General features: G+C 63.2%; 21 protein-coding genes. 13 read left to right on the forward strand and 8 right to left on the reverse strand.

Annotation, left to right across the window (positions count from 1 at the left end):
* The first annotated feature begins 9 nt into the window (after positions 1-9).
* The 3 genes from WGH93_RS03845 to uvrB all read left to right on the forward strand — a co-directional run bounded on the left by WGH93_RS03845 (position 10) and on the right by uvrB (position 3333).
* The gene (locus WGH93_RS03845; RefSeq protein ID WP_374763539.1) at positions 10-552 is read left to right on the forward strand and encodes a pyridoxamine 5'-phosphate oxidase family protein; all 543 of its coding nucleotides are present in this window, start codon (positions 10-12) and stop codon (positions 550-552) included.
* The gene (locus WGH93_RS03850; RefSeq protein ID WP_374763540.1) at positions 545-1069 is read left to right on the forward strand and encodes a putative signal transducing protein; all 525 of its coding nucleotides are present in this window, start codon (positions 545-547) and stop codon (positions 1067-1069) included. The genes WGH93_RS03845 and WGH93_RS03850 overlap by 8 nt, the downstream gene beginning before the upstream one ends.
* Before the next feature lie 116 nt (positions 1070-1185).
* Positions 1186-3333: an excinuclease ABC subunit UvrB gene (gene uvrB / locus WGH93_RS03855; protein WP_374763541.1), complete on the forward strand. Its 2148-nt coding sequence runs from the start codon at positions 1186-1188 to the stop codon at positions 3331-3333.
* 3 nt (positions 3334-3336) lie between these two features.
* Here uvrB and WGH93_RS03860 read toward each other — a convergent pair whose 3' ends face one another.
* The 3 genes from WGH93_RS03860 to WGH93_RS03870 all read right to left on the reverse strand — a co-directional run bounded on the left by WGH93_RS03860 (position 3337) and on the right by WGH93_RS03870 (position 5718).
* Complete coding sequence (locus WGH93_RS03860; RefSeq protein WP_445530150.1) at positions 3337-4179, reverse strand: SIR2 family protein; 843 nt, start codon at positions 4177-4179, stop codon at positions 3337-3339.
* Between the two features lie 2 nt (positions 4180-4181).
* A complete protein-coding gene (locus WGH93_RS03865) occupies positions 4182-5171 on the reverse strand; it encodes a ParA family protein (protein ID WP_374763542.1) in 990 nt (329 codons plus the stop codon).
* A gap of 160 nt (positions 5172-5331) precedes the next feature.
* A complete protein-coding gene (locus tag WGH93_RS03870; protein ID WP_374763543.1) occupies positions 5332-5718 on the reverse strand; it encodes a hypothetical protein in 387 nt (128 codons plus the stop codon).
* A 54-nt stretch (positions 5719-5772) separates the two neighbouring features.
* Between WGH93_RS03870 and WGH93_RS03875 the strand changes: the two genes are divergently transcribed.
* A complete protein-coding gene (locus WGH93_RS03875) occupies positions 5773-6273 on the forward strand; it encodes a MarR family winged helix-turn-helix transcriptional regulator (protein ID WP_374763544.1) in 501 nt (166 codons plus the stop codon).
* 3 nt (positions 6274-6276) lie between these two features.
* On the opposite strand, the gene WGH93_RS03880 is transcribed toward WGH93_RS03875, so the two are convergent.
* From WGH93_RS03880 to WGH93_RS03895, 4 genes are all read right to left on the reverse strand, one after another.
* Entirely contained in the window at positions 6277-6894 is a 618-nt protein-coding gene (locus WGH93_RS03880; protein ID WP_374763545.1) for a glutathione S-transferase family protein, read from the reverse strand.
* 12 nt (positions 6895-6906) lie between these two features.
* Complete coding sequence (glmS, locus tag WGH93_RS03885) at positions 6907-8730, reverse strand: glutamine--fructose-6-phosphate transaminase (isomerizing) (protein ID WP_374763546.1); 1824 nt, start codon at positions 8728-8730, stop codon at positions 6907-6909.
* A gap of 7 nt (positions 8731-8737) precedes the next feature.
* A complete protein-coding gene (gene glmU / locus WGH93_RS03890) occupies positions 8738-10126 on the reverse strand; it encodes a bifunctional UDP-N-acetylglucosamine diphosphorylase/glucosamine-1-phosphate N-acetyltransferase GlmU (RefSeq protein WP_374763547.1) in 1389 nt (462 codons plus the stop codon).
* A gap of 85 nt (positions 10127-10211) precedes the next feature.
* Positions 10212-11333 (reverse strand): phytanoyl-CoA dioxygenase family protein, encoded by a 1122-nt coding sequence (locus WGH93_RS03895; RefSeq protein WP_374763548.1) that lies wholly within the window; start codon positions 11331-11333, stop codon positions 10212-10214.
* A 196-nt stretch (positions 11334-11529) separates the two neighbouring features.
* Between WGH93_RS03895 and WGH93_RS03900 the strand changes: the two genes are divergently transcribed.
* The 6 genes from WGH93_RS03900 (at position 11530) to mmsB (ending at position 22025) form a co-directional block, all read left to right on the forward strand.
* Positions 11530-13035: a CoA-acylating methylmalonate-semialdehyde dehydrogenase gene (locus tag WGH93_RS03900; RefSeq protein WP_374763549.1), complete on the forward strand. Its 1506-nt coding sequence runs from the start codon at positions 11530-11532 to the stop codon at positions 13033-13035.
* 121 nt (positions 13036-13156) lie between these two features.
* Positions 13157-15097: an SLC13 family permease gene (locus WGH93_RS03905; RefSeq protein WP_374763550.1), complete on the forward strand. Its 1941-nt coding sequence runs from the start codon at positions 13157-13159 to the stop codon at positions 15095-15097.
* Positions 15098-15634: 537 nt separating this feature from the next.
* The gene (locus tag WGH93_RS03910; protein ID WP_374763551.1) at positions 15635-18358 is read left to right on the forward strand and encodes a M16 family metallopeptidase; all 2724 of its coding nucleotides are present in this window, start codon (positions 15635-15637) and stop codon (positions 18356-18358) included.
* A 462-nt stretch (positions 18359-18820) separates the two neighbouring features.
* A complete protein-coding gene (locus WGH93_RS03915) occupies positions 18821-19993 on the forward strand; it encodes an acyl-CoA dehydrogenase family protein (RefSeq protein WP_374763552.1) in 1173 nt (390 codons plus the stop codon).
* A 14-nt stretch (positions 19994-20007) separates the two neighbouring features.
* The gene (locus tag WGH93_RS03920) at positions 20008-21072 is read left to right on the forward strand and encodes an enoyl-CoA hydratase/isomerase family protein (RefSeq protein ID WP_374763553.1); all 1065 of its coding nucleotides are present in this window, start codon (positions 20008-20010) and stop codon (positions 21070-21072) included.
* A 56-nt stretch (positions 21073-21128) separates the two neighbouring features.
* Positions 21129-22025, forward strand: a complete 897-nt coding sequence (mmsB, locus tag WGH93_RS03925) for a 3-hydroxyisobutyrate dehydrogenase (RefSeq protein ID WP_374763554.1) — start codon at positions 21129-21131, stop codon at positions 22023-22025.
* 35 nt (positions 22026-22060) lie between these two features.
* Here the strand turns inward: mmsB and WGH93_RS03930 are convergent, their stop codons facing one another.
* A complete protein-coding gene (locus WGH93_RS03930) occupies positions 22061-22744 on the reverse strand; it encodes a response regulator transcription factor (RefSeq protein ID WP_374763555.1) in 684 nt (227 codons plus the stop codon).
* Between the two features lie 240 nt (positions 22745-22984).
* Between WGH93_RS03930 and WGH93_RS03935 the strand changes: the two genes are divergently transcribed.
* The 3 genes from WGH93_RS03935 (at position 22985) to astD (ending at position 26852) form a co-directional block, all read left to right on the forward strand.
* The gene (locus tag WGH93_RS03935; RefSeq protein ID WP_374763556.1) at positions 22985-24235 is read left to right on the forward strand and encodes a hydrolase; all 1251 of its coding nucleotides are present in this window, start codon (positions 22985-22987) and stop codon (positions 24233-24235) included.
* Between the two features lie 35 nt (positions 24236-24270).
* Positions 24271-25311 (forward strand): arginine N-succinyltransferase, encoded by a 1041-nt coding sequence (astA, locus tag WGH93_RS03940; protein WP_374763557.1) that lies wholly within the window; start codon positions 24271-24273, stop codon positions 25309-25311.
* A 77-nt stretch (positions 25312-25388) separates the two neighbouring features.
* Positions 25389-26852 (forward strand): succinylglutamate-semialdehyde dehydrogenase, encoded by a 1464-nt coding sequence (gene astD / locus WGH93_RS03945; RefSeq protein WP_374763558.1) that lies wholly within the window; start codon positions 25389-25391, stop codon positions 26850-26852.
* Positions 26853-26866: the final 14 nt, after the last annotated feature.

The following is a 26866-nucleotide window of genomic DNA, read 5'->3' on the forward strand; positions in this document are numbered from 1 at the left end:
AGATGCCCCATGGCCGATTTCTTTGACCATCTGACGGACAAGCACATGGCCTTCATCAAGGCCCAGCCCATGTTTTTCACGGCCACCGCCCCGCCGGACGGGCGCATCAATCTGAGCCCCAAGGGGCTGGACACCTTCCGCGTGCTGAACCCCAATCTGGTGGGCTATCTGGACCTGACCGGCAGCGGCAACGAGACCGCCGCCCACCTGAAGGCGGACGGGCGCATCACCATCATGTTCAACAGCTTCACCCGCAATCCTCTGATTCTGCGGCTGTATGGCCGGGGGTGGACGCTGCGCCCCGGCCAGGCGGAGCATGACCGTTTCCACGACCAGTTCCCGGACATGCCCGGCGCCCGTCAGCTTGTTCTGATGGATGTGGAAAGCGTGCAGACAAGCTGCGGGTATGGCGTGCCGGAAATGGCGGACATGCAGGCGCGGGACACGCTGGCCCGCTTTGCCGAGAAAAAGGGGGCGGACGGGATCGAGACCTATCAACAGAAGAAGAACCGCCTGAGCATAGACGGTCTGGATACGGGGCTGAATGACTGACACGCGCTTTTCAGAGCAGGACCGGCTTGTGCCGCTGCGCCGGGGCCTGAACGCGGGGGATGCGCAATCGCTGCGGTCCATCCTTGAAGGCAATGGCATTCAGGTGTTCCTGGCCAATGAGAATATGGGCACCATGGGCTATGGTGTGGCGATCGACCTGATGATCCGCGCCAGCGACCGTGCCTACGCCGATGAGGTGCTGTCCAAGGTGGTGGCCCTGCCGCATCGCCCGGAAGACCGGCTGTTTGACACGGACGGGGAGGAGCGCGCCTGCGCCCATTGCGGCTCCAGCCGGGTGCGGGCGTGGCGCGGGGCGGTGCCCACGGGCATTCCCTTTGTCAAGGCGCAGGCCCGCCCGCAGGACCTGTGGTTCCACTGCCTGCAATGTGACAGCTTGTTTCAGGAAAAGCGCAGCCGCTATTCCTCGCTGGGTCTGGCCCTGATGTGGGGCCTGGCGCTGGGCGGGTTGACGCTGGTGGTGATCTGGTTGATCGCCCTGTTGCAACGGCTGTTCTGAGCCGCCCGACGGCCCGCGCATATCAGGCCCCTTGAAAAGCGCGCCCTGTCGGCCACACTCATGCAAAGGTCGGCCACACTCATGCAGGCGCGCGCCATAAGCTGAAAGGTACCCCGATGCCGGACGACAGCCCCGCCAGCTTCACCCCCCATCGCCCGGATCGCCCGGAAAAGTCCGAGGGCGGCAGGCGCTTCAAGGTGGTGAGCGACTATGAGCCCGCCGGCGATCAGCCCGCCGCCATCAAGGAGCTTGTGGCCGGCGTGCGGGACGGGGAGCAGGATCAGGTGTTGCTGGGTGTCACCGGCTCCGGCAAAACATACACCATGGCCAAGGTGATCGAGGCGGCGCAGCGCCCGGCGCTGATTCTGGCGCCCAACAAGACGCTGGCGGCCCAGCTTTTCACCGAGTTCAAGCAGTTTTTCCCCGAAAACGCGGTGGAATATTTCGTATCCTATTACGATTATTACCAGCCGGAAGCCTATGTGCCGCGCACCGATACCTATGTGGAGAAGGAAGCCTCCATCAATGAGCAGATCGACCGGATGCGCCATTCCGCCACCCGCGCCATTCTTGAGCGGGACGATGTGATCATCGTGGCCTCGGTTTCCTGCATTTACGGCATTGGCTCGGTGGAAACCTATACCGCCATGACCAAAACCCTGTCGGCGGGGGACGAGATCGACACCACCGACCTGGCCCGCAGCCTGACCGCCATGCAGTACAAGCGCAACGACGCCGCCTTTCAGCGCGGCACCTTTCGGATGCGCGGCGACACCATGGACATCTTCCCCAGCCACTATGAGGACCGGGCCTGGCGGCTGATGATGTTCGGCGACGAGGTGGAGGAAATCGTTGAGTTCGACCCGCTGACCGGCGAAACCTTGCGCACGCTGGATCAGGTGAAGATATACGCCAACAGCCACTATGTGACCCCGCGCCCCACGCTGGATCAGGCCCGCACCCAGATCAAGACGGAGCTGAAGCAGCGCCTGAAGGAACTGGAAGCCGAAAACAAGCTGCTGGAAGCCCAGCGGCTGGAACAGCGCACCACCTTCGATCTGGAAATGATGGAGGCCACCGGCACCTGTGCGGGGATCGAGAATTACAGCCGCTATCTGACGGGCCGCAATCCGGGGGAGCCGCCGCCCACCGTCTTTGAATATCTGCCGGAGAATGCCCTGCTGTTCGTGGATGAAAGCCATGTGAGCGTATCCCAGGTGGGCGGCATGAGCCGGGGGGACGCCAAGCGCAAGCAGACACTGGCGGATTATGGCTTCCGCCTGCCAAGCTGCAAGGACAACCGCCCCCTGAAGTTCGAGGAATGGGACGCCATGCGGCCCCAGTCGGTCTTTGTTTCCGCCACGCCGGGGGATTGGGAGCTGGAGCGCACAGGCGGCGTGTTCACCGAGCAGGTGATCCGCCCCACCGGCCTTGTGGACCCCATCACGGAAGTGCGCCCGGTGGAACATCAGGTGGACGACCTGATGCACGAGGCGAAGAAAATGGCGGAACAGGGCCTGCGCGTGCTGGTGACCACGCTCACCAAGCGCATGGCGGAGGACCTGAGCGAATATCTGTTCGAGAACGGCGTGAAGGTGCGCTACATGCACTCGGACATCGACACGCTGGAACGCACCGAAATCATCCGGGACCTGCGCCTTGGCGCCTTTGACGTGCTGGTGGGCATCAACCTGCTGCGCGAAGGGCTGGATATTCCCGAATGCGGCCTTGTGGCCATTCTGGACGCGGACAAGGAAGGCTTCCTGCGCTCCGCCCGCTCCCTGATCCAGACCATTGGCCGCGCCGCCCGCAATGTGGACGGGCGGGTGATCCTGTATGCGGATCAGGTGACCGGTGCGCTGAAAGCGGCCCTGGACGAAACCGAGCGCCGCCGCAACAAGCAGCTTGAATACAATGCCGAACACGGCATCACGCCGCAATCCATCAAGAAGCAGATCGGCGACATCATGGAACACGCCGCCGAGGGCGACTATGTGACCGTGGAAACCGGCGTGGAAGACGGCACCCTGATCGGCAGCAATGTGCAGGCCCACATCACCGACATGACCGAGCGCATGAAAAAGGCCGCCGAAAACCTGGAATTCGAAGAAGCCGCCCGCCTGCGCGACGAAATCCGCAAACTGGAAGAAGGCGACCTGGGCATCGGCGCCACCACCAAACCCGGCACCCCCACCCCATCCCGCCCCAAAGGCCGCGCCAAGGGCGGCAAACCGGGAACGCGGACATACAAGGGGAAAGGATAATGATTAACTGAGTTTATTTTCTATTTCAAAAACCATATCATCAATTAAATACTCTAATTCTTTATGATTATTTCTAGATTTATACGTTATGCATTTTATATTCCGATTCTTTTTTAAAGAATCTTGCATATCTTGATGGGTTGCTTGAGGTGCGAATAAATAATGTGACTGAGCTTCCGGATATTTGAAATTTTGATTCTCAAGAATCAAATTAAAGTCAGGGTCGTCAATTCCGCATCCAATAAAAAGTAATGTATGGGATAAAAAGCAAGCGTCCAATACATCGTAAAAGTGAGAATATTTCACTCTAGATTCTGAGTAATCTTTTTTAGTGAATATGATATTATTGGGTTCGTTAATGTCCCCATGGGCTTTTATTATGTAATAGTTGTCGTCTCTAAGAAACTGATATGAATCAGTTTCGTTGTATTTTTTTACGCTGATATTTTGATCAGTTATATTGCGAGCATATTTTTCGTAAATTTCATCAAAGTTTAACGAAATCACAATTCTTTGATTTAAATCAAATATTTTTTTATGTAAAGTAGAAGGATTGTAATTTGGTGTCAAAAACTCTTCCCTTAAAAATGGCACCCAGTCATCGTCCATGCGATTCTTTATCCATTCGCAGGCATGGAGGTAATCCTTGGATTTCAGGGCTCTTTTAATATGCTGTGTCCCTCTAGTTCCGATCCTGTTTAATCCCCTCTCAAGAAATTCCTCCCATAGTGGGGGTCTTCTGCTTCCGTCTAAAGAAACGGAATTATTTGACACACCTGATCCAATAATAATGACAACATTTTTTCTTATTAAATCACTAATTAATGAATTTGGCAATTGATTCATAATTACACCAGATTACGTTCGAAATTCTCAAATATTGTACTGAATATGCCAATAGATTCCTTAACTCTACCAAAATGAGCGCCAACAATCCCGTCGCGACTGCTCAAATTAAATATTGGTTTGCGTGATGTTTGGGATAAAGGAATTAAACTATGTAGGTTTTGAATTTCACCTAATGAAAGATTCTCACTTTGGACATTTATTCCCATATCTCCCGTGAAATTATTTTTTATAGTTTTATCTATTTTCTTCAGTATGTCATCATACGCTCTTACTGCACGCCTTTTCCCATCTTTGTCAGTTTTTGCTATATACTGTTGTACGACATAGCCAGAAAAGATTAAATCGCTAGGTAAAGATACAGGTAAATCATCTTCATCAAAATCAGTTTTTTGTATAATATCTTCCCATTTTTTCAGCCAATCAGCAAACCAAGCCGCAATATTCTCTATTGCTTTTAGGCTAAAGATGTCAGTTGACATAGGGCTTATAAAATAATCGCTAGCGAGTAGGACCGCCCTGTTAATCGACCCGAGAGAAGGCCCTACATCAAAAAAGACAAAATCGTAATCTTCTTTATATCTCTGTATCAACTCATGAAATAATATTGATGTACGTATCCCTCTAATGTCACCGCTAATCGCAGAACTCCAATCTCTCGCTAATAAGTCTTCAGTTAGTGCAAGTCTTGGGTCTCCAGCAATCACGTCAAATCCGAAATTAGGAGAATAATGAATTTTTGTATCTTTCGAAAAACCCTTACCTTTTGCTAAGGGACTCACTGTGCTATATAAGGTGTGCGTTTTTGTTTCATTATATAAATGGTTAATGTGTTTTTCGTCAAACATGTATTGAGTTGCATTACACTGGGGGTCCGCGTCAACTAGCAATATTCTTTGGCTTTTTTGCTGTGCTGCGAAAGCCGCTAAATTGCATATAAGAGTTGTTTTTCCAACTCCCCCTTTGTTATTGAAAAACGCTACAGACTTCATTCAGAAACCTCTATTTTTAGCTTAAGACACCAAATCATAATCATCTCTTGGGTGCAAGAGTAAATTTTTAGGTTGTTGATTGGCGCTAAGCTCATTCCCGAAAGTGGTTTTGGTGGACTGCCGCACCACCGCCACGGACTGTACGGGAGTGCCCCCCCCTTTAACAATGGCCCAGCGCTTTGCGGGCGAACATTTGTATGACGCCCATGGTGCCCACAAACGCCGCCACGGCGAGCGATGCGGCCAGGCCGGGGGTGGTGGTGATCCATATTCCCGTGCCGATCAGGGCCAGCGTGGCCAGCACCCAGGCGAAATCGCCGAAGCTGAAATACAGGATCAGGGCTTTGGGCGGCAGGTCGGTGGTGCTGGTGTGCAGCAGGTGCCCGCCATTGACGATCAGCACGGCCCCCAGCGCCGCGATCACCCAGCCCGGCGCGGGCGGTGTGCCCAGAAAGGTGGCCACGGCGCCGGGCAGGGCCAGGAACAGGGCGCCGAAGATCAGGCAGCTTGCCGCATTCAAACGCAGGATTGTTTTCAGGGTGGGCATGGCTTAGTCTCCATCTTGTCAACTATGGTGACAACATAGAAAGGGCGGCCTACCTTGTCAACCGATTTGTCAACATCCCGCAAAACCGACCTGCCCATGCCGGACAGCCGCAGCCTCGCCCTTGCCCTTATGCTGGGCCGGGCGCATGGCGCGCTGATGGATTGGCTGGTGGCGGGCCTGCATGGGCGCGGCCACGGCGGCATCACGGCGTCCGCGCTGGATTTTCTGGGGCAGCTTGATTGCGGGGTCAATCATGCCTCAAGCGTGGCGCGGGCGCTGGGTGTGTCCCGCCAGATGGTGGCCAAGACGGTGACGGACCTGGCCCGCAAGGGCTGGCTGGAGCAACAGCCGGACCCGGAGAAGCGCAACCGCAAGATCATCCTGTTCACCGCGGAAGGGGAGCGGGTCATGTCCGACGCCCGCGCCCTGCTGGCGGAGCTGGATGCCCGGCTGGATGCCACACTCGGCCCCCTCTGGTCCGACCGCCTGAACACGGACCTAGGCGCCCTGATGGCCAGCCTTGAGGGCGACGCGGGCGGCGCGGACGAGGTATAAGAATCAGCCGCCCACCTGCAGCATGGCCTGATAGCCGGGCCGGTCGGCAATGCGGGCGTGCCAGCCCTTGATGGCGGGCAGGCTGTCCAGCGCGCCGCTGGCGGCCACCATGTCCAGCATGAAGCCCATCATGCAGTCGGCGGCGGTGAAGCTGCCCCCCGCGAAATAGGCGTGCTGGCCAAGATGGCGTTCCACATGGGCCACGGCCTTGGCCCGCTCGCTTTCCATATAGGCGGCGAGCGGGCTGTCCGAAAGGTCGAACTTTTGCAGATAAAAGGCGATCAGGCCGGGCAGGAAGGGCGACCCTTCGGCGGCGTGCATCCATTCCAGATAGCGGGGAAAGTCGGCGTCGTCCTCCCGCGGGTGCAGGTGGTGGCCGCCATCGAAACGGGCCAGAAGATATTGCGCGATGGCCCCGCTTTCGGCGAGCTTCAGCCCATCGTCGCCGGTCAGCACCGGTGCCTTGCCCAGCGGATGCGCCGCTTGCAGGTCTTCCGGCGCCAGGCCGGTTTCCGGGTTGCGATCATAAGAGACCACATCCACGTCCGCGCCCAGCTCCGCCACCAGCCACACAAGACGGCGGGAGCGGGATTGCTTCAGATGGTGCAGTGTCAGGGCCATGAGGCCTCTCCCTTATTCGACGGTGACGGATTTCGCCAGATTGCGGGGCTGGTCCACGTCCGTGCCCTTTTCCACGGCGGTGTGATAGGCTAGTAACTGGATCGGTATGGCATAAATCAAGGGCGCGGTCAGCTCCCCGGCTTCCGGCAGGTCCAGCGCGGCGGTCAGCCCCTCCATGCCCAACGCCTTTGTGTCGTCCGTGAACACGATCACCCTGCCGTGGCGGGCGATGATTTCCTGAAGGTTGGAGACGGTCTTGTCCTGAAGCCGGTCGCGGGGGGCTATGCCGATCACCGGCACGTCCTCGTCGATCAGGGCGATGGGGCCGTGCTTCAGTTCCCCGGCGGCATAGCCCTCGGCGTGGATATAGCTCAGCTCCTTCAGCTTCAGCGCCCCTTCCAGCGCCATGGGATAGTGAATGCCCCGGCCCACGAACAGGATGTCCCGCGCATGGGCGATCTTCACCGCGATGGCCTCGATCGCCTTGGCGGCGGCCAGCGCGCGGCTGATCTTGTTCGGCGTCTCGCCCAGCGCGTCCACATGGTCCGCCTGCATGGCCGCATCCAGATGGCCGCGCCGGTGCCCCAGCCAGACCGACAGCGCCGCCAGCACGGCAAGCTGACAGGTGAAGCTCTTGGTGCTGGCCACGCCGATCTCCGGCCCGGCATGGGTGGGCAGCACCACATCCGCTTCCCGTGCCATGCTGGATTCCGGCACATTCACGATCGCCGCCGTGGTCTGCCCCGCCTGTTTGGCATGGCGCATGGCGGCCAGCGTGTCCGCCGTTTCGCCGGACTGGCTGATGAAGATGGCCAGCCCGCCTTCGGTGAACACCGGGTGCCGGTAGCGGAACTCGGATGCGATATCCACCCGCACCGGAATGCGGGCCAGCCTTTCCAGCCAGTATTGCGCCGTCAGCGCCGCATAATAGCTGGTGCCGCAGGCGATCAGCGTCACCTGTGGCAGGGCGGCGGCATCAACATCCAGCCCCGGCATCACCACGGCGCCCTTGTTATGGTCCAGATAGCGGCCCAGCGTTTGCGCCACCGCCGTGGGCTGCTCGTAGATTTCCTTTTGCATGAAGTGGCGGTGATTGCCCTTGTCCACCAGCGCGCCGGATACGTGGGACAGGGTAACAGGCCGCTCCATCGCCTTGCCGTGCGCGTCCGTGATGGTGGCACTGTCCCGGCTGAGCACCACGCGGTCGCCTTCTTCCAGATAGATCAGCCGGTTGGTCAGCGTGGCGAGCGCCAGGGCGTCCGAGCCCAGATAATGCTCCCCCTCGCCGACGCCCACCACCAGCGGGCTGCCGCGCCGGGCGCCCAGCAACAGGTCTTGTGCGCCGTGCACCACCACCGCCAGGGCAAAGGCGCCCTCCAGCCGGTCCAGCAGGGTGTGAAAGGCGCTGATCGGGTCGGGGTCGGCCTCCAGAAGGCGGGTGTAAAGGCGGGTGATCACCTCCGTATCGCTCTCACCCTCGCAGGTGATGCCCGCGTCTTTCAGTTCATCCCTGAGCGAGCGAAAATTCTCGATGATGCCGTTATGAACCAGCGCCACCCGGTCGGTCATGTGGGGGTGGGCGTTGGCCTCCGTCGGGGCGCCGTGGGTGGCCCAGCGGGTGTGGCCGATGCCGGTCAGGCCGGGCAGCGGATGGTCCGCCACCACGGCTTCCAGCGCCTTCAGCTTGCCCACCGCGCGGCGCCGGTCCAGATGGCCGGTTTCATCCAGCGTGGCGATGCCCGCACTGTCATAGCCGCGATATTCCAGCCGCCGCAGGCTGTCGATCAGCCGATCCGCCACGGGGGCGTTGCCCACTATCCCGATAATGCCACACATGGACGCTTTACTCCGTTTGATCTGTGTTGGACCGGTGATCCGCCATGGACCGGGCGGCCTTTTCCGATGCCGCTTTCTCACGCATACGCGCCGCGCCGCCGGGGCGGGCGGTCTGCCGCGCGCGGGTCAGCCCCAGCGCATCGGGCGCAATGTCCGCCGTGATGGTGCTGCCCGCGCCCACCAGCGCGCCCGCGCCAATGGTCACCGGCGCCACCAGCGCGCTGTTGGAGCCGATAAAGGCCCGCTCGCCGATCTCCGTATGGTGCTTGTTCACGCCGTCATAATTGCAGGTGATGGTGCCCGCGCCCACATTGGCCCCGGCGCCCACAGTGGCATCGCCGATATAGGACAGATGGTTCACCTTCGCGCCCGCGCCGATGCCGGCCTTTTTCACTTCCACGAAATTGCCGATGCGGGCATCCGCGCCAACCGTGGTGCCGGGTCGCAGCCGGGCATAGGGGCCCACCGTGGCGCCGCTGTCCACCCGGCACCCTTCCAGGTGGGAAAAGGCGCGGATGGTGGCGCCGTCCGCCACGCTCACACCGGGGCCGAACACCACATGGGGCTCCACCGTCACATCCGGGGACAGCACCGTGTCATGGGCGAAGATCACGCTGTCCGGGTCTTGCAGGCTGACGCCCGCGTCCATGGCCTCATGCCGTCGGCGGTGTTGATAAAAGGCTTCCGCGCGCGCCAGGTCCGCCCGGCTGTTGATGCCGAGCACATCGCCCTCGCGGGCTTCCACCACGGCCACGTCGCGCCCGTCCCGCCGGGCCAGCGCCACCAGGTCGGTCAGATAGAATTCCCCGGCGGCATTGTCGTTGGTCAACTCGCCCAGCCAGCCTTCGAGCCGGGCGCCATCCACCACCATCATGCCGCTGTTGCACAGCTTGATGGCCTTTTCGGCGACGCTGGCATCCTTGTATTCCACGATCCTTTCCAGCCCGCCATCGGGCGCCGTGACAAGGCGCCCATAGCGGGCCGGGTCGCGCGGTGTGAAGCCCAGCACCACCAGCCCCGTATTGGCGCTGGCGCGGCGGGCCTCCAGCATGGCGGTCATCACGCTTTCCGGCACAAAGGGCACATCGCCGTACAGCACCACCACATCGCCGGTGAAGCCTTCCAGATGGGGCAGGGCGGCGCGTGTTGCATCGCCGGTGCCGAGCTGTTCCTCCTGCACCGCGATCTGCCAGTGGGGCAGGGCGGCCTCCACCTGCTCCCGACCCGCGCCGACCACCAGAATGCGCCGGTCGGGCGACAGCCGCTCCACCGTGTCGGTCAGGTGGCGGATCATGGGCTTGCCCGCAATGGGGTGCAGCACCTTGTGGGTGCGGGATTTCATGCGCGTGCCCTTGCCGGCGGCCAGAACGATGACGGCGATTTCATGCAGGGTCATGGGCTTTTTCCGCTCTGTTCCGGTTGATGGACGGGGTCGGGGACATGAAAGATACCCCGTTCGGTACTGGATTTCGCCCGGTCGCTCAAGGGGTGATCGCGGGCCGGTCAGGCCGGTCGGGCTGGCCGGTGGATGGTTCGGTCGGCGGTTCGGTCAGGCGGCCCAGCGGAATGGTCCGCCAACTGGGCTGGGCACCGCGCCGGGCCGCGCGCCGGTCCTGCCAGGCGCGATAGGCCCGCAATCCCCATGTGTCCAGCCGCGCGGCCAATGGCAGCAATGGCACCGGCAGCGGATTGAACGGGGTGGGCCGGGCATAGGCCCACAGTTCCAGGCGCCCGCGCCCTTCCTGCGCGGCGCCGCGCCCGTGGAAGCCATGGGTGTTGGCCACCACCAGCGTACCGGCCTTGACCGACAGGCCCATCGGGTCGGCCAGCCCCATGGCCTTGCGATCGGCTTCCCGCAGCCTGAGCGAACCCTTTTCCGAATAGCCGTCCGGCGCGGTGCGGGCGGTCAGGCTTTTGCGGTATTCAAAGGCCAGTCGCCGCCAGCTCAGCCTGTGGGAGCCGGGCACATAGGTGAACGGCCCGTCTTCCGGCGCCACATCCTGAAGAAACAGCCACGCCTTCACACTGGGATGAAAGGTGTCGCTGTGCAGGGTTTTCTGCGGGTCGGACCCGCCCGCCACGGCGCCGTTGCGGATGCGCTGCACATAAAGAAGGGGCGCGCGCGCCTTGCCCGCCGCATAGGCCACGCGGCGGCCCATGCGGGCGGCTTTCAGGGCCCGGTCAATGGCGGGCAGCCGGGCCAGGGCGAGCCGGTCCAGCAACAGCCGTTCGGTCAGTGTGTTGCCCTGCTGCATGGCGCGCACGTCCAGGCCGGTACCGTCGGCGATTTCAAGGTCCGCGCGCAGGGCGGCGATGGTTTCGGGGTCGAGCGCATCTTCAAACACCACGAAGCCATCCCGGTGGAAGCGCCGACGGGCCTGTCTGTCCATCAGCGGGGTCAGCAGCGCCCAGCGCAGGCGGGCCACCAGATGGGCCAGCATCACCCGCGCCACATGCAATCCCAGCCGGTTGGCGATATGGCTGGCCAGAACCGGATTGTCCCGAAAGGACTTGGCACCCGTCAACGGGGATAGCAGCCACACAGGCAGCAGCCAGGGGCGCTTCAGGATCAGCTTGGCCGGGTGCGGCGCGGGCTTGGGCATGGGGGCTCCCGATTTGTGCGGTGTTCAGCGGCGCCGCAAGGGCTGGCTGCCAGCATGGCAGACCCCTGAATACAGAGAGACGGGGGCCGCCTTCAAACAAAAAAAGCCTTGGCCTTTCCCCCGAACGGGCGCTACCCCCTTGGGATGGAGGAGCGGGTCGTCGCGGCCCGATCGCACGCCAAGGGGGAGAGAGACCATGATCCAGCATGACCATTATATCGCGGGCCAGCGCGTAAGCGGCACCAGTGGCCGGTTCGGGCCGCTTTATAATCCCAGCACCGGCGCCGAGGCGGGCCGGGTGGCTCTGGCTGACCGGGGCGAGGTGGAAAACGCTGTCGCCGCCGCCCAAAACGCCTTTCCCGACTGGGCGGGCACCAGCGTGGTGAAGCGCGCGCGGGTGCTGCAAAATCTGGTGCGCATCCTGTATGACCGCAAGGATGCGCTGGCCGAGGTGCTGGCCAGCGAGCACGGCAAGGTGTTTTCCGATGCGCAGGGCGATGTGCAGCGCGGCCTGGAAGTGGCGGAGTTCGCTCAGGGCATCCCCCATCTGCTGAAGGGGGAATACAGCGACAATGTTTCCGCCGGCATCGACATGTATTCCATGCGCAAGCCGCTGGGCGTGGTGGCGGGGATCACGCCGTTCAATTTCCCGGCCATGATCCCCTTGTGGATGTCCAGCGTGGCCATAGCCTGCGGCAACAGTTTCGTGCTCAAGCCGTCGGAAAAGGACCCCGGCGTGCCCATGATGCTCGCGGACTGCTGGGCGGAAGCGGGTCTGCCGCCGGGGGTGTTCAATGTGGTCAATGGCGACAAGGAAGCGGTGGACACGCTGTGCACCGACGAGCGGGTCAGGGCGGTGAGCTTTGTGGGCTCCACCGCCATTGCCGGGCATGTCTATGCCACCGCCACCGCCCATGGCAAACGCGCCCAGTGCATGGGCGGGGCCAAGAACCATATGGTCATCATGCCGGATGCGGACATGGAACAGGTGGCGGATGCCCTGATCGGGTCCGCCTATGGCTCGGCGGGCGAGCGTTGCATGGCGATTTCCGTGGCCGTGCCCGTGGGCCGGGAAACGGCGGACACGCTCCGCGACATGCTCACGCCGCGGGTGGAGGCACTGTCCGTCTCCCACAGTTTCGACAAGGGCGCCGACATGGGGCCGCTGGTGACCGCCGAGCACCGCGACAAGGTGAAAGGCTATATCGACCTGGCCGAGAGTGAGGGCGCCGACGTGGTGGTGGACGGCCGCGGTTTTCAGCAGAGCCAGCAGGGCTATGAGGGCGGCTTTTATCTGGGCGGCAGCCTGTTCGACCATGTGACGCCCGATATGCGCTCCTACAAGGATGAAATCTTCGGCCCCACATTGCAGATCGTGCGGGCCGAATCCTTTGATGAGGCCATGGCCCTGCCCAGCGCCCATGAATATGGCAATGGCACATCCATCTTCACCCGCAATGGCCGGGCGGCGCGCGCCTATGCCGATGCTGTGGAAGTGGGCATGGTGGGCATCAATGTGCCGATCCCGGTGCCGCTGGCCTTTCACAGCTTCGGCGGTTGGAAGAACAGCGCTTTTGGCGACATCAACCAGCACGGCATGGAAGGCGTGCGCTTCTACACCAAGACCAAGACGGTGACCAGCCGCTGGCCTGAGGGGATGCCGTCCAGCGCCGATTTCACCATGCCGACGCTGGGAAACTGACCCGGCCCGGCGGGCAACCTTGAAGCCGGGGGCTTTCGGGCCAAGGTGATAATGGGAATGGTCGGGTGCGCGCGGTGCGTATCCGGCCCGTTTTATCCACCTGGCTTGGCACGGGTGCTTGATGCCGGACACGCTTCTGGGGCCGATGGATTCGGATATGATCCTTACCCTGACCATTCTGGTCGGCGTGTTCGTGCTGTTCGTGCGCGATGCCTATCCGCCCCACATGGTAGCCCTGGGCGCCATGGCAACGCTGATCGCCACGGGCATCATCAGCACCGAACAGGCGCTCGGCGTGTTTTCCAGCGCCGCCCCCATCACCATCGCCGCCATGTTCGTGTTGTCGGCGGCGCTGGAAAGCAGCGGCGTGATCGCGCTGATTGGCCGCAAGGTGCTGAACGTGGCGGCACGCAACCAGTTTCTGGCGCTGGTGGGGCTTCTGGGGGCGGTGATGGTGTCGTCGGCCATGATGAACAACACGCCCATTGTGATCGTGATGGCGCCCGTGATCATCGCTGTGGCGAAGGAACTGGGCGATTATTCCAGTAAATATCTGATCCCCTTGTCTTATGCGGCCATATTGGGGGGCACCACCACGCTGATCGGCACCTCCACCAATATTCTGGTGGCGGGCATGGCGGCGGATCGGGGGATGACCCCCTTCACCATGTTCGAGATCGCCCCCGCCGGGCTTGTGGTGGCGGGGGTGGGCGCGGTTTATCTGGCGGTGATCGGGCGCAAGCTGCTGCCAAAGCGGGAAATGATGCAGCAGCAGCTTGTGGACGAGGACAGGCGCAAGAATTTCATCGCCGAAATGCTGGTGCCTTCGGGCTCGCCGCTGGTGGGGCGCACGCTGAACCAGGTCAATATACCGGACTCGATCGGCTGCGACGTGGTGGACCTGGTGCGTGAGGGGCGGGGCAGCCGCTCCGTGTCCAGGGGGTTTCGCAGCCGCATGGCGGACGTGATCGGCCGGGGGCGCCGCCGGGCGGATGCCCGCCTGGAAGAGGATAGCGAAGCGCGGCAAATCATCGGCGACACCGGCGTGCCCGGCACCGGCAAATCCGCCTTTCGGGATGTGCCGCTGAGCGCCGGTGACCGCATCGTGCTGCGCACCAGTCGCGCCGATCTGATGGCGGTTCGCCGCCTGTTGCACCTGACCCCCGCGCCGGATGCGGTGCCGGGGGGCGAGCCGGTGGACACCCGGCGCACGGAAGTGGTGGAAGGCGTGGTCAGCCATATGTCCGACCTGATCGGCAAACGCCCGGCGGACCTGCGCTATCGCCGCTATTATCGCACTTATATTCTGGCGGTTCACCGGGCCAGCCACCACATCATCGGTCATTTCGAGGATCTCACCCTGCGCCACGGCGATGTGCTTCTGGTGGAAGGGCCGGAAGATGAACTGGACGAACTGTTCCGCAATGAGGATCTGGAGCGCCTGACCCCGGTGGCCGACAAGCCCCTGCACCGCCGGAAAGCATGGGTCTCGCTGATGGCCATTCTGGGCGTCATCGGCCTGGCGGCGGCGGGGGTGATGCCCATTGCCGGGCTGGCGCTGATCGCCACCGTACTGGTGGTTGCCTGTGGCTGCGTTACGCCGGAGGCGGCCTATCGGGCCATTGAATGGCGCATCCTGCTGTTGATTTTCGGGATGCTCAGCCTGTCAAAAGCGATGGAAACCACGGGCGTGGCGAACCTGATCGTGTCCACCATGGCGGATCATGCGGCCGCCTTCGGCCCGCTGGCGGTGCTGGCGATGACCTATCTGATGACCAGTGTGATGACGGAACTGCTGTCCAACAATGCCGCCGCCGTACTGCTGACGCCGCTGGCCATCGGCATTGCCGACCAGATGGGCGTGGATGCCCGCCCGCTTCTGGTGGCGGTGATGTTCGGCGCCAGCGCCAGCTTTGCCACGCCGATCGGCTACCAGACCAACACTTATGTGTTCAATGCGGGCAATTACCGCTTCACCGATTTCGTTCGTGTGGGGCTGCCGCTCAATTTGATCCTGCTGGTGGTGGCGGTGCTGGTGATCCCGGAAATCTGGGAGTTTTAGGTTTTATGATTTCACGCCGGGCGGCTTGCGCCCGGCTTTGTTTGCGCTCACGCAAGCGTGCTTCGCACGCGCTCCGCGAGGGCGCCGCACTTGCGGCGGGGCGCGGTCGCGCCCTCCGCCATCCCGTGCAGTGGCGGGATGGCGGTAGAGGCAAGGTTGGTGCGGGTTGGGGCTGGTTTTTTGCCGCTCATGCAAGCGTGCTTCGCACGCGCTCCGCGAGGGCGCCGCACTGGCGGCGGGCCACGCTTGTGGCCGTCGGATGGGTCTGTGTTCCGGGCCATGTTGGTGCGGGTGCGGTGTGGCGCGGTCGCGGCTTCCGGTGCTGCTGTGGGCAGGCGGGGTGGCTAATCCTTGGTTTGGTCGGGCCGTCGGGGCTTGACCGGGGGCGCGGGGCGCCGCTTAATATGGCGAGATTGGCGCCCGGCCCTTCGATATTGCATCCATGCCGGGAACACACCCATGCCGGGAACGCGCGACTTATTCGGGGGACTGATCAGGATGATGTGGTTGACGCTGGCTGCGCGGTGGGCGCGGCGCATGACGACCGGGGGGCTGTTGCTGGCCACCGGCGGGGCCGGGGCCTTTGCTGCGGGGGATGAGGGCGAGCTCAAAATCGCTTATGACACCTTCACGCTGGAAAACGGCCTGCGCGTGGTGGTGCATGAAGATCGCAAGGCGCCCGTGGTGGCCGTGGGAGTCTGGTATCATGTGGGCTCCAAGAACGAGCCGGAGGGCAAGACCGGCTTCGCCCATCTGTTCGAGCATCTGATGTTCAACGGGTCGGAAAACTTCGATGGGGAGTTCTTCGAGCCGCTGGAAAAAGTGGGCGCCACAGACCTGAACGGCACCACCTGGTTCGACCGCACCAATTATTTCGAAACCGTGCCGAAGCCGGCGCTGGACCTGGCGCTGTGGCTGGAATCCGATCGCATGGGCCATCTGCTCGGCGCCGTCACGCAGGAGAAGCTGGAAAATCAGATCGGCGTGGTGCAGAACGAAAAGCGCCAGGGCGACAACGAACCTTATGGCCTGGTGACCTACCGCCAGCTCGAGGGGCTGTTCCCCGCAGGGCACCCCTATCGCCATTCCACCATCGGTTCCATGGAGGATCTGTCCGCCGCGTCGCTGGACGATGTGAAAAACTGGTTCAGGGAATATTATGGCACCGCCAATACGGTGGTGGTGCTGGCGGGCGACATCACAGTGGATGAGGCCCGCGACAAGGTGAGCCATTATTTCGGGGATATCGAGCCCGGCCCGCCGGTGCAGCGCCTGAAGCAGTGGGTGCCGGTAAAGGATCAATCCGTCTTTGAAACCATGCAGGACCGGGTGCCCCAATCCCGCATTTACCGCAGTTGGGCGGTGGCGCCGCGCACGGATCGGGATGCCCTGCGGCTGGATGTGGCCGCCGAGGTGCTGACCAATGGCAAGACGGGGCCGCTTTACAAGGCGCTGGTCTATGACGCTGAGATCGCCACCGGTGTACGTGCCAGCCTGCAACGTCAGGAACTGGCCAGCATTTTTGAAGTCCGGGTGGATGTGAAGCCCGGCGCCGATCCGAAAAAGGCGGAAGCCCTGCTGGATCAGGTGATGGCCGAATTTCTGGAAAAAGGCCCCACCAGCGCGCAGGTGAAACGCGCCAGAACCACCATGCGGGCGGATGTGTTGCGCGGCCTTGAGAAAATGGGCGGCTTTGGCGGCGTTGGCGCGGTGCTGGCCCGTGGCACGCTGTATGCCGGGGATGCGGGCTTCATCAATACGGAGCTGGACTGGCTGGAAAATGCCCGCCGTCAGGGCGTGTCGAAGGCGGCGCGGTCCTGGCTGTCTCGCGGGTTTCACCAGATCACCGTCACCCCCTTTGGCGACCTGAAAACAGCCGGGGGCGGGGCGGATCGCAGCCAGCCGCCCGCCGTGGGCGAGATGCCGGACCTGACCTTTCCGCCGCTTGAGACCGCCACGCTGGACAATGGCATGAAGGTGGTTTTGGCCCGGCGCAAATCCGTGCCTGTGGTGCGGTTCGGCTTTCAGATGGACGCGGGTTATGCCGCCGATCAGGGGCGCAAGCCTGGCACGGCCAGCTTTACGCTGGGCATGATGGGCGAGGGCACCACCAGCCGTTCGGCGCTGGAACTGTCCGATGCCATCCGCGATCTGGGCGCACGGATCGACACCGATAGCACGCTGGACACATCCCATGTGGGGCTGACCGCGCTGGCGGAAAACCTGCCGGAGTCCGTGGGGCTGGCGGCTGATGTGATCCGCAACCCCGCCTTTGACCCAACTGAACTGGAACGCCTGCGCAAGCGCTGGATCGCCCGCATCAACCGGGAAAAGGCGCAGCCCGTGCAGCTTGGTCTGCGCACGCTGCCGCCGCTGCTGTACGGCGACGGGCACGCCTATGCCAATCCGCTGACCGGCACCGGCACGGTGGCCAGCATTCAGGCCATCGCGCGGGAGGATCTGGTGGCCTTCCACCGGGACTGGGTGCGCCCGGACAATATGACCGTTTTCGTGGTGGGCGATGTGGCCATGGGGACGGTCATGGAGTCCCTGAACCGTGCCTTTGGGGACTGGCGCGCGCCGGAAAGCCCGGTTCCCACCAAGAATCTGGCCCCCGTGGACCTGCCGGACGGCGACCGCGTGGTGATTCTGGATCGGCCCGGTTCGCCGCAATCCCTGATCCTGGGCGGCCTTTTGCTGCCCCCCACCGGTGCGGCGGACGAGTTGCCGCTGAATATTGCCAACAGCGTTCTGGGCGGCAATTTCACCGCCCGCGTCAATATGAACCTGCGCGAGGACAAGGGCTGGGCCTACGGCGCCTATACCATCACCTTTGATGCCCGTGGCCAGCGCATGTGGCTGGCCTATGCCCCGGTGCAGAGCGACAAGACCGGGGAATCGCTGACGGAATTGCTGTCGGAGGTAAACAGCTATCTGGGCGATGCGCCCGCCACGAAAGCGGAGCTTTCCAAGGTGGTGCGCAACCGGGTCAACAGCCTGCCGGGCCGCTTCGAATCCAATGGCGCGGTCCTGGATAACCTGATGTCCAACAGCCGCTTTGGCCGCCCGCTGGACCATGTGACCACACTGAAAGACCGTTTGAGCCGCATGGACCCGGACAAGCTGATGACCGCCGCGCGGGCCCACCTGCACCCGGACAGGATCACCTGGCTGATCGTGGGTGACGCGGACACCATCCGCAGCGAGCTTGAGGGTCTGGACCTGGGCCCGGTCGAGGAAATGAGCAGCACGGGGCCCTAAAGCGGCGAGAGCCTGGCCGCTTGCGCGGCCAGGCTTTGTTTTCGCTCACGCAAGCGCGCTATCGCGCGCGCTCCGCGAGGGCGCCGCACTTGCGGCGGGCCACGCTTGTGGCCTCCGCTCATCCCGCGTGTGCGGGATGGCGGTAGAGGCGACGTTGGTGTCTGTGAGTCGCGGCTTTGTTTTCGCTCACGCAAGTGTGCTACGCACACGCTCCGCGGGGGCGCCGCACTTGCGGCGGGCCACGGTCGTGGCCTCCGGCGCTGCCGTATGGCAGCACCGGTAGAGGCGGTGTTGGTGCGGGTGAGTCGCTTTGGTGGGGGTGTGGGGCGGTTGGTTTATCCCAAGTGGGGTGTTGCATTTCCCGGTGGCGGGGTGCTTCGTTTGGAAAATGTCAAAACCGGGTCGCTTTTGCATGTCTTCTGTCTGCGGTCTTGAAAACATGCCCGGCTCCGCGCCATGTAAATGGACAGGGAGCAATTTGGGAGAGAGGAACCCGTGGATTTCCGCCTGAGCGAAGATCAGCGCGCCATACAGGACATGGCGCGCAATTTCACCCGTGACCGCATCACGCCTTTTGCCCATGAATGGGATGAAAAGGGCCAGTGGCCCGCCCATATCGGCAAGGAGGCGGGGGAGCTTGGCTTTGCCAGCATCTATGTGTCCGAGGAGGGCGGCGGCTGTGGCCTCAGCCGCGTGGACAGCGCGCTGATTTTCGAGCAGCTTTCCTATGGCTGCCCGTCCACGGCGGCCATGATCTCCATTCACAACATGGTGGCCTGGATGATCGACGCCTTCGGGGACGAGGCCCAGAAAACGCACTGGCTGCCGCAAATGGTCACCATGGAGCGCATGGCCTCATACTGTTTGACCGAGCCGGGCGCGGGGTCGGATGCCGCCTCGCTGCGCACAAAGGCGGTGAAGGACGGTGACGATTATCTGATCTCCGGCACCAAGGCCTTCATTTCCGGCGCCGGGGAAAGCGATATCTATCTGGTGATGGCGCGCACCGGGGATGCGGGCGCGGGCGGCATTTCCACCTTCATCGTGGAAAAGGGCATGGACGGCCTGTCCTTCGGCGCCCATGAACGCAAGCTCGGCTGGCACAGCCAGCCCACGGCGCAGGTGAATTTCGATGACGTGCGCGTGCCCGCCGCCAATCGCCTGAACACCGAGGGCATGGGCTTCAAGATCGCCATGCAGGGGCTGGACGGCGGACGGCTGAACATTGCCGCCTGTTCCCTTGGCGGTGCCCAGCGGGCGTTTGACGAGGCGCTGGCTTATGTGAAGGACCGCAAGCAGTTTGGCCGCGCCATTGCCGATTTTCAGGCCACCCAGTTCAAGCTGGCGGACATGGCCACGGACCTGGAAGCGGCCCGGCTGATGCTGTACTCCGCCGCCCAGAAGGTGAGCGACAAGGCGCCTGATGCGGGCTCAAAGGCGGCCATGGCCAAGCGCTTCGTGACCGACAGGGGCTTTGATATTGTCAATCAGGCGCTGCAACTGCATGGCGGCTATGGCTATCTGATGGATTACCCGATCGAGCGCCTGCTGCGCGATCTCAGGGTTCACCAGATTCTTGAAGGCACCAATGAAATCATGCGGGTGGTGATCGCCCGCCATCTTCTGGCAGACTGACGGGCGGGGGTATCATGAGTGACGAGGTTCTGATCGAGGAACGCGACGGGCTGGGCCTGATCACCCTGAACAGGCCAAAGGCGCTGAACAGCCTGACGGCGGACATGTGCACCGCCATCCGGGAGGCGCTGAAGGACTGGCGCAACCGGCCTTCCATTCAGGCGGTCGTGGTCATGGGCGCAGGGGACAAGGCATTCTGCGCCGGTGGCGATGTGGTCAAGGTGGCCCGCTCCCGGCAGGAAGGCGGCGACGAGTGGGCGCGCTTTTTCCACAGCGAATATCTGATGAATGTGGCCATCGCCGAGTTCCCCAAGCCCTATGTGGCGCTGGTGGACGGCATCGCCATGGGCGGCGGCGTGGGCGTGTCCCTGCCGGGGGATTTCTGGATCGCCACGGAAAAGACCCTGTTCGCCATGCCGGAAACCGGGCTGGGCCTGTTCCCGGATGTGGGCGGCTCCTTCATGCTGCCGCGCTTGCCGGGGGAGGCGGGTACCTGGCTGGCGCTTACCGGCGCCCGTATCAAGCGGGAAGACCTGTTCGCGCTGGGCATTGCCACCCACACCATGGCCAGTGCGGACATGGACGGCGTGGTGGATGCGCTGGCAAAGGCCGAGATCACCTGCCACGACGATGTGCGGGCGGTGCTGGACGAAATGCACACCCCGCCGGAACCGGCGCCCCTGGCCCGCCATCTGGATGCGGTGGACCGCCATTTCGATTTCGATTCCATGGCGGAAATCATGGAGTCGCTGCGGGATGGGGACGACTGGTGCCGGGCGCAGTGGGGCATTCTGACCACCAAGTCGCCCACCTCCTGCAAGCTGACGCTGGCGCAGTTGCGCCGGGGCAGAAATCTGGACCGGTTCCGGGATGCCATGGTGATGGAATATCGCATGGTGAACCGGGTGATGGACGGCCATGATTTCTTCGAGGGCGTGCGCGCCATTCTGATCGACAAGGACCAAAAGCCGGTCTGGAAGCCCGCCCGGCTGGCGGATGTGGCGGACGACACCATAGAGGCGTTCTTCGTGCCGCTTGGCAGCAACCGGGAACTGGACCTGAGCAGGCTGGAGGGCTGATCGGCCCGGCCCCCGCGTGGGCGGGGCGCCGGTCATGTGCATTTCGGGGGGAGACTATGAGCAGGATCGCTTTTGTGGGGCTGGGCCATATGGGCCTGCCCATGGCCACCAATCTGGTGAAGGCCGGGCACGATGTAACCGGTTATGATCTGTCGGACGAGGCCCTTGCCGCCTTTGCCGAAACCGGCGGCGCGCGGGCGCAGAGCCTGGCGGATGCGCTGGCGGATGCCGAGGTGGTGGTGACCATGCTCACCAGCGGCAAGGTGGTGCGCCAGGTCTATGAGGGCGCGGACGGCATCCTGTCCCATGCGCCGGATGGCGCGCTTCTGATCGACAGTTCCACCATTGATGTGGACAGTGCCCGCGCCGTGGCGGCAGCAGCCGCCCAAAAGGGCTATGACATGGTGGACGCCCCGGTATCCGGCGGCGTGACCGGGGCGGAGGCCGCCACGCTCGCCTTCATGGTGGGCGGGCCGGATAGCGCCTTTGCCCGCGCCGAACCCATCCTGTCCGCCATGGGGCGCAAGGTGGTTCATGCCGGGGCGCCCGGTAACGGGCAGGCGGCCAAGATCTGCAACAATATGCTGCTGGCCGTGTCCATGATCGGCGTGTCGGAAGCCTTCAATCTGGCCCGTGCGCTGGGATTGAAGGATCAGGCATTTTTCGACATCGCCGCCAATGCCAGCGGCCAGTGCTGGTCGCTGACCAGTTATTGCCCGGTGCCGGGGCCGGTGCCCGGATCGCCCGCCAACAGGGATTACGAGCCCGGCTTCGCAACCGCGCTGATGTGCAAGGACCTGGGGCTGGCGCAGGATGCGGTGGCCAGCCACGGTGTGGATACCCCGCTGGGCGCCGCTGCCCGCCAGCTATATGATGCCATGCAGGACAGCGGCATGGGGGACAGGGACTTCAGCGCCGTGATTCGCTATCTGGCGGATCATCAGGCCACCTGAGCCCCCCGGATCGAGCCGAGCAGGGGCCTGTTCGCTCAGAGCGCGATTTCCCGTGGCCGGGGTGGAAGGGTGTGCCCGCTGGCCGGAGATCGCAGCTCCGTGCGGTCGCCGCCATGGGTCAGGCCCGTCAGGCGCAGGACCGCCTGGGTCCGGTTGGTCACCTTCAGTGTCTTGAATATGGCGTGCATATGGGCCTTTACGGTCCCCTCCGCGATGCCGAGGCGCGCGCCGATTTCCTTGTTGGGCAGGCCGTCGGCGGCCATGGTCAGAATCTGGCGCTGGCGGTGGGACAATCGTTCCAGCACCGTATTGTCCGCCTTTTTCGCCTTGGTGTCGGGATGTGTGCGGTTCGGCATTTGAAGGCTGGCGATCAGGCGGTGCAGCGTGGCGCTGACGGCGCCGATGCTCGATGCGCGTGACAGGGCGGTCATGCCGTCCAGCCGTTCGGGCATTGCCCCGCGTGCATCCACAAGGTGCAGGCAGCGCGCCCTGGGAAACAGGCGGCGCACCATTCGGGGCCAGGGTGTGGGGACATCCGGCAGGCTGGCGGGATGCAGCAGAATCAGGTCCGGCTGGATGCGCATGGCGGCCAGTCGCAGAAGCTGCTTTTCGCTGCGGGCTTCCAGAAAGCGGGCATCGGGGCACAGGCCACGCACCACCTCTTTCAGGGAAAGGCGCAGCAGGTCTTCGCTGTCGATCAGCAGGGTTTGCATGGTCATCCTCGTCTTGTTGCTGTCGTTGTGTGCCATCGGCTCTGTTTTTTTGTGCCGACATTTCTTGCGTTGCCGGTCACCGTGCCGACGGGGCCATCCTAACGTTCCGGGCGCCGCTGGCGGGCACAAGTTCGCTGGACCGTGCCGCTGTTGCGACAAGCCGAGCCGTGACATGTTCAGCACGGGGCGGGCTCTGCATTGCTCAAGGGTGGAAAGCGCGCTATGGGGGAGAGGAAGGGAGTGTTTATGTTGGATCAACTGCCGGATCAGGCTTCGATCAGGGCTGCATTTTCCTGGATCGATACGCAGCGTGCGCCGCTGATCGAAACGGTTCGGGACTGGTCGGCCATCAATAGTGGCAGCCGCAATCTGGACGGTCTGAGGGCCATGGAAAAGGCCGTTCTGGCCTTTGCCGAACCGCTGGGCGCGGACGTGGAGATCATCGACCTGCCGGACGGTGAGGAACTGCGCGATGACGGCACGCTGATGCCGCGCAAGAACGGGCGGGCCATCAGGCTTGCCAGGCGCGGCCATGTGAACCGGCGGGTGTTGCTGACCGGGCATACAGATACGGTGTTCCCAAAGGACAGCCCGTTCCAGAAGGCCGTCTGGCTGGACGACGAGACCCTGAACGGCCCCGGCGTGGCGGACATGAAGGGCGGCATTCTGGTGATGCTCACCGCGCTGATGGCGCTGGAGCGCACGCCCCTGGCCGAGCGGATCGGCTGGGAGGTGATCCTGTCGCCGGACGAGGAAACCGGTTCCCACGCCACCGCGCCGATCCTGATGGAACACGCCCGCAAGGCCGATATCGGCCTGACCTATGAGCCCTGCCTGCCCGATGGCACGCTGGCGGGGGAGCGCAAGGGCAGCGGCAATTTCTCGCTGCTGGTCAAGGGCGTGTCCGCCCATGCGGGCCGTGAATTCTTCAAGGGCCGCAATGCGGTGGTGAAGCTGTCCGAAATCGTGGGGGAACTGGCCGCGCTCACCGGCGGGCGGAAGGATCTGACCCTTAACCCCGCCGTGGTCACCGGCGGCGTGGCGCCCAATGTGGTGCCGGACACCGCCGTCTGCCGGTTCAATGTGCGGCTGAGCACGGCGGCGGATGGCGACTGGGTGCTGGACCGGCTGAACGAGATCGTCGCCCGTCATGACGCGGCGGAGGGCTTCACGGTCAGCCTGCACGGCGGCATCAACCGCCCACCCAAGGAAATCAGCCCCGCCAACCGGCGGCTGATGGATGCCATCCGGGATTGCGGCGCGGCGCTGGGGATCGCCATTGACTATGTGCCCACGGGCGGCTGCTGCGAGGGCAATAATCTGGCCGCCGCGGGCCTGCCCAATGTGGATACGCTGGGCGTTCTGGGTGGCCAGATTCACAGCGCCGGGGAATATCTCAAGGTGGACAGCCTGACCGAGCGGTCGAAGCTGTCCACGCTCATTCTTGCCGCTTTCGCCGCCGGGCTGATCGATCCGGCGGAAACCGGGGTGGCCTGAACCGTATCACGCTCTGTCTGGGGGAGAGCCGTACCATGATGATCGTCAGACATGCCACACAGGCGGACGCGGATGCCATTCTGTGGCTGGCGGAACAGACCGGCGCGGGGTTCACCTCGCTGGCGCCGGATCGGGACAGCATCGTGCGCCGGATCGAGGAGGCCGAGACCACCCGGCGCGGAGAGCCCGCGCCGGAACAGCCGGGCAACCATTTCTTCGTGATGGAGGATGTGACGGCGGGGGCGATCGTGGGCACCAGCGGTATTGTCACCGGGGTGGGCGTGAACAAGCCTTTTTACAGCTACCGCCTGCTGCATATCAGCCAGGAAAGCCGGGAACCGGGCATCCGCGTGGATACGGACCTGCTGAACCTGTCCAATGATTTCATGGGCGCGAGCGAGGTGGGCACCCTGTTTCTGGCCCCCGATTACCGCCAGGGCAATAATGGGCGCCTACTGTCGAAGGCCCGTTACATGTTCGTTGCCGCGCACCCGGAGCGGGTGGCGGATCAGTTGATCGCAGAGATTCGCGGCTATAATGACGACGATCACCGCTCCCCGTTCTGGGAGGCCATCGGGCGGCATTTCTTCAGCATGGATTTCGAGCAGGCGGATCGTATCAACGGCCTTGGCAACAGCCAGTTCATCGCCGACCTGATGCCCAAATTTCCGATCTATGTGTCGCTTCTGCCGCAGGAAGCGCAGGATGTAATCGGCGTGCCGCACGATCAGGCCAAGGGGGCCATAGCACTGTTGAAGCGGGAAGGGTTCCGCTTTTCCGGCGCGGTGGACATTTTCGATGCCGGCCCCACCATGCAGGTGCACCGCAAGGGCATATGGACCGCGCGCAAGAGCCGTGCGGGCCGCCTGGCCGGCACGGTTGACGGGCCGGGCAAGGCCGCGCCCATGCTGGTGGCCAACCCGGACATGGAAAATTTCCGGGTGACGCTGGCATCGCTTGCCGATACGGACAGCGGGGTTTATCTGCCCACCGCCGCGGCCCGCGCGCTGGATCTGGCCCCTGGCGACCCGGTGCGCTTCGCGCCGGTGGACCGGGCCCAGTTGAAAGCCCGCTGAGCGCCGGTGACGGGCCAGGCATGTGCGGCACCCACCCTGATACGCATTAGGGCGATTGTTATTCAAGGGGAGACACCATGACACTTTATATCGACGGCGCCTGGATCGACGGCGCGGGGGCGCCCATGACATCCCGCGATCTGGCGGACGGAACGGTGCTGTATCAGGGCCACGCGGCGGATAGCGCGCAGGTGGACGCGGCCTTTGCCGCCGCCGCCAATGCCTTTGAGGGGTGGGCGCTGACACCGTTCGACGAGCGCGTGGCGCTGGTGCGGCGCTTCGCCGACATCCTGAGCGACCGCAAGGCCGACATGGCCCGCCTGATCGCGCGGGAAACCGGCAAGGCCCTGTGGGATGCCACCGGCGAAGCGGGTGCCATGGTGGGCAAGGTGGACATTTCCCTGAAGGCTTATGACGAACGCACCCCCACGCGGGAGGCGGTGAACGGTGCCGTGCGCACCCGCCTGACCCATCGCCCGCACGGTGTCATGGCGGTGTTCGGGCCCTATAATTTCCCCGGCCATCTGCCCAATGGCCATATTGTACCCGCCCTGATCGCGGGCAATACGGTGGTTTTCAAGCCCAGTGAACTGACCCCCGCCGTGGCGGTGGCCATGATCAAGGCGTGGGAAGCCGCGGGCCTGCCCAGGGGGGTGCTGAATCTGGTGCAGGGGGAAGCCGAGGTGGGCAAGGCCATGGTGGCCAGCGATGCCATGGACGGCCTTTTGTTCACCGGCAGCGCCAGCACGGGGCGCTTGATCGCCCGGCAGCTCGCGGATCGGCCGGAAGTGATTCAGGCTCTTGAAATGGGGGGCAACAACCCGTTGATCGTGCACGGGGCGGATGATCTGACCACGGCGGCGGTGCTGACCGTGCAGTCCGCCTTTGTCACCAGCGGCCAGCGCTGCACCTGCGCCCGGCGCCTGATCGTGCCGGAGGGCGCGGCGGGAGATGCCTTCATAGAGCGGCTGACGGCGGTGATCCGGGGTGTATCGGTGGGCTTCTGGTCCGATACGCCGGAGCCCTTCATGGGCCCGCTGATCGGCGAAAAGCCGGCAGACGCGGTGATCGGCGCCCAGGACGATCTGATCGCGCGCGGCGCCGATGCGCTGGTGCGCGCCGAGCGGGACAGCCGCAGCCCGGCCATGGTCAGCCCCGGCCTGCTGGATGTGACCCCGGTGAGCGCGCGCGGTGATGGCGAAGTGTTCGGCCCGCTGCTTCAGGTGATCCGGGTGGCGGATTTCGATGCCGCGATCCGGGAGGCCAACAATACCCGTTTCGGCCTTTCAGCCGGGCTGATCAGCGATGATCCGGCGCTTTACGATCATTTCCATCCGCGCATTCGAGCGGGGATCGTGAACTGGAATCAGCCGCTTACCGGCGCCGCATCCACCGCGCCGTTCGGTGGCATCGGCCATTCCGGTAATCATCGGCCCAGCGCCTATTATGCGGCGGACTACAGCGCTTTTCCGGTGGCCAGCCTGGAGCAGGCGGAAGACCGGGTGGCCGTGGCGGCCATGCCGCAGGGAATAAAACTTTGACAGGGAAAGGAATG

The organism is Yunchengibacter salinarum, from assembly GCF_037658235.1.
Lineage (GTDB): Bacteria > Pseudomonadota > Alphaproteobacteria > Sphingomonadales > Kordiimonadaceae > Yunchengibacter > Yunchengibacter salinarum.

What these genes read in the sequence shown, in the direction of transcription:
- WGH93_RS03915 (WP_374763552.1), top strand. Translation starts at nt 18,821, where the DNA reads ATGGACAGGGAGCAATTTGGGAGAGAGGAACCCGTGGATTTCCGCCTG.
- WGH93_RS03895 (WP_374763548.1), bottom strand. Translation starts at nt 11,333, where the DNA reads ATGCCCAAGCCCGCGCCGCACCCGGCCAAGCTGATCCTGAAGCGCCCC.
- astA (WP_374763557.1), top strand. Translation starts at nt 24,271, where the DNA reads ATGATGATCGTCAGACATGCCACACAGGCGGACGCGGATGCCATTCTG.
- WGH93_RS03905 (WP_374763550.1), top strand. Translation starts at nt 13,157, where the DNA reads ATGCCGGACACGCTTCTGGGGCCGATGGATTCGGATATGATCCTTACC.
- WGH93_RS03865 (WP_374763542.1), bottom strand. Translation starts at nt 5,171, where the DNA reads ATGAAGTCTGTAGCGTTTTTCAATAACAAAGGGGGAGTTGGAAAAACA.
- WGH93_RS03930 (WP_374763555.1), bottom strand. Translation starts at nt 22,744, where the DNA reads ATGACCATGCAAACCCTGCTGATCGACAGCGAAGACCTGCTGCGCCTT.
- WGH93_RS03880 (WP_374763545.1), bottom strand. Translation starts at nt 6,894, where the DNA reads ATGGCCCTGACACTGCACCATCTGAAGCAATCCCGCTCCCGCCGTCTT.
- WGH93_RS03920 (WP_374763553.1), top strand. Translation starts at nt 20,008, where the DNA reads ATGAGTGACGAGGTTCTGATCGAGGAACGCGACGGGCTGGGCCTGATC.
- astD (WP_374763558.1), top strand. Translation starts at nt 25,389, where the DNA reads ATGACACTTTATATCGACGGCGCCTGGATCGACGGCGCGGGGGCGCCC.
- glmU (WP_374763547.1), bottom strand. Translation starts at nt 10,126, where the DNA reads ATGACCCTGCATGAAATCGCCGTCATCGTTCTGGCCGCCGGCAAGGGC.
- WGH93_RS03860 (WP_445530150.1), bottom strand. Translation starts at nt 4,179, where the DNA reads ATGAATCAATTGCCAAATTCATTAATTAGTGATTTAATAAGAAAAAAT.
- WGH93_RS03850 (WP_374763540.1), top strand. Translation starts at nt 545, where the DNA reads ATGACTGACACGCGCTTTTCAGAGCAGGACCGGCTTGTGCCGCTGCGC.
- glmS (WP_374763546.1), bottom strand. Translation starts at nt 8,730, where the DNA reads ATGTGTGGCATTATCGGGATAGTGGGCAACGCCCCCGTGGCGGATCGG.
- mmsB (WP_374763554.1), top strand. Translation starts at nt 21,129, where the DNA reads ATGAGCAGGATCGCTTTTGTGGGGCTGGGCCATATGGGCCTGCCCATG.
- WGH93_RS03935 (WP_374763556.1), top strand. Translation starts at nt 22,985, where the DNA reads ATGTTGGATCAACTGCCGGATCAGGCTTCGATCAGGGCTGCATTTTCC.
- uvrB (WP_374763541.1), top strand. Translation starts at nt 1,186, where the DNA reads ATGCCGGACGACAGCCCCGCCAGCTTCACCCCCCATCGCCCGGATCGC.
- WGH93_RS03870 (WP_374763543.1), bottom strand. Translation starts at nt 5,718, where the DNA reads ATGCCCACCCTGAAAACAATCCTGCGTTTGAATGCGGCAAGCTGCCTG.
- WGH93_RS03910 (WP_374763551.1), top strand. Translation starts at nt 15,635, where the DNA reads ATGACGACCGGGGGGCTGTTGCTGGCCACCGGCGGGGCCGGGGCCTTT.
- WGH93_RS03900 (WP_374763549.1), top strand. Translation starts at nt 11,530, where the DNA reads ATGATCCAGCATGACCATTATATCGCGGGCCAGCGCGTAAGCGGCACC.
- WGH93_RS03845 (WP_374763539.1), top strand. Translation starts at nt 10, where the DNA reads ATGGCCGATTTCTTTGACCATCTGACGGACAAGCACATGGCCTTCATC.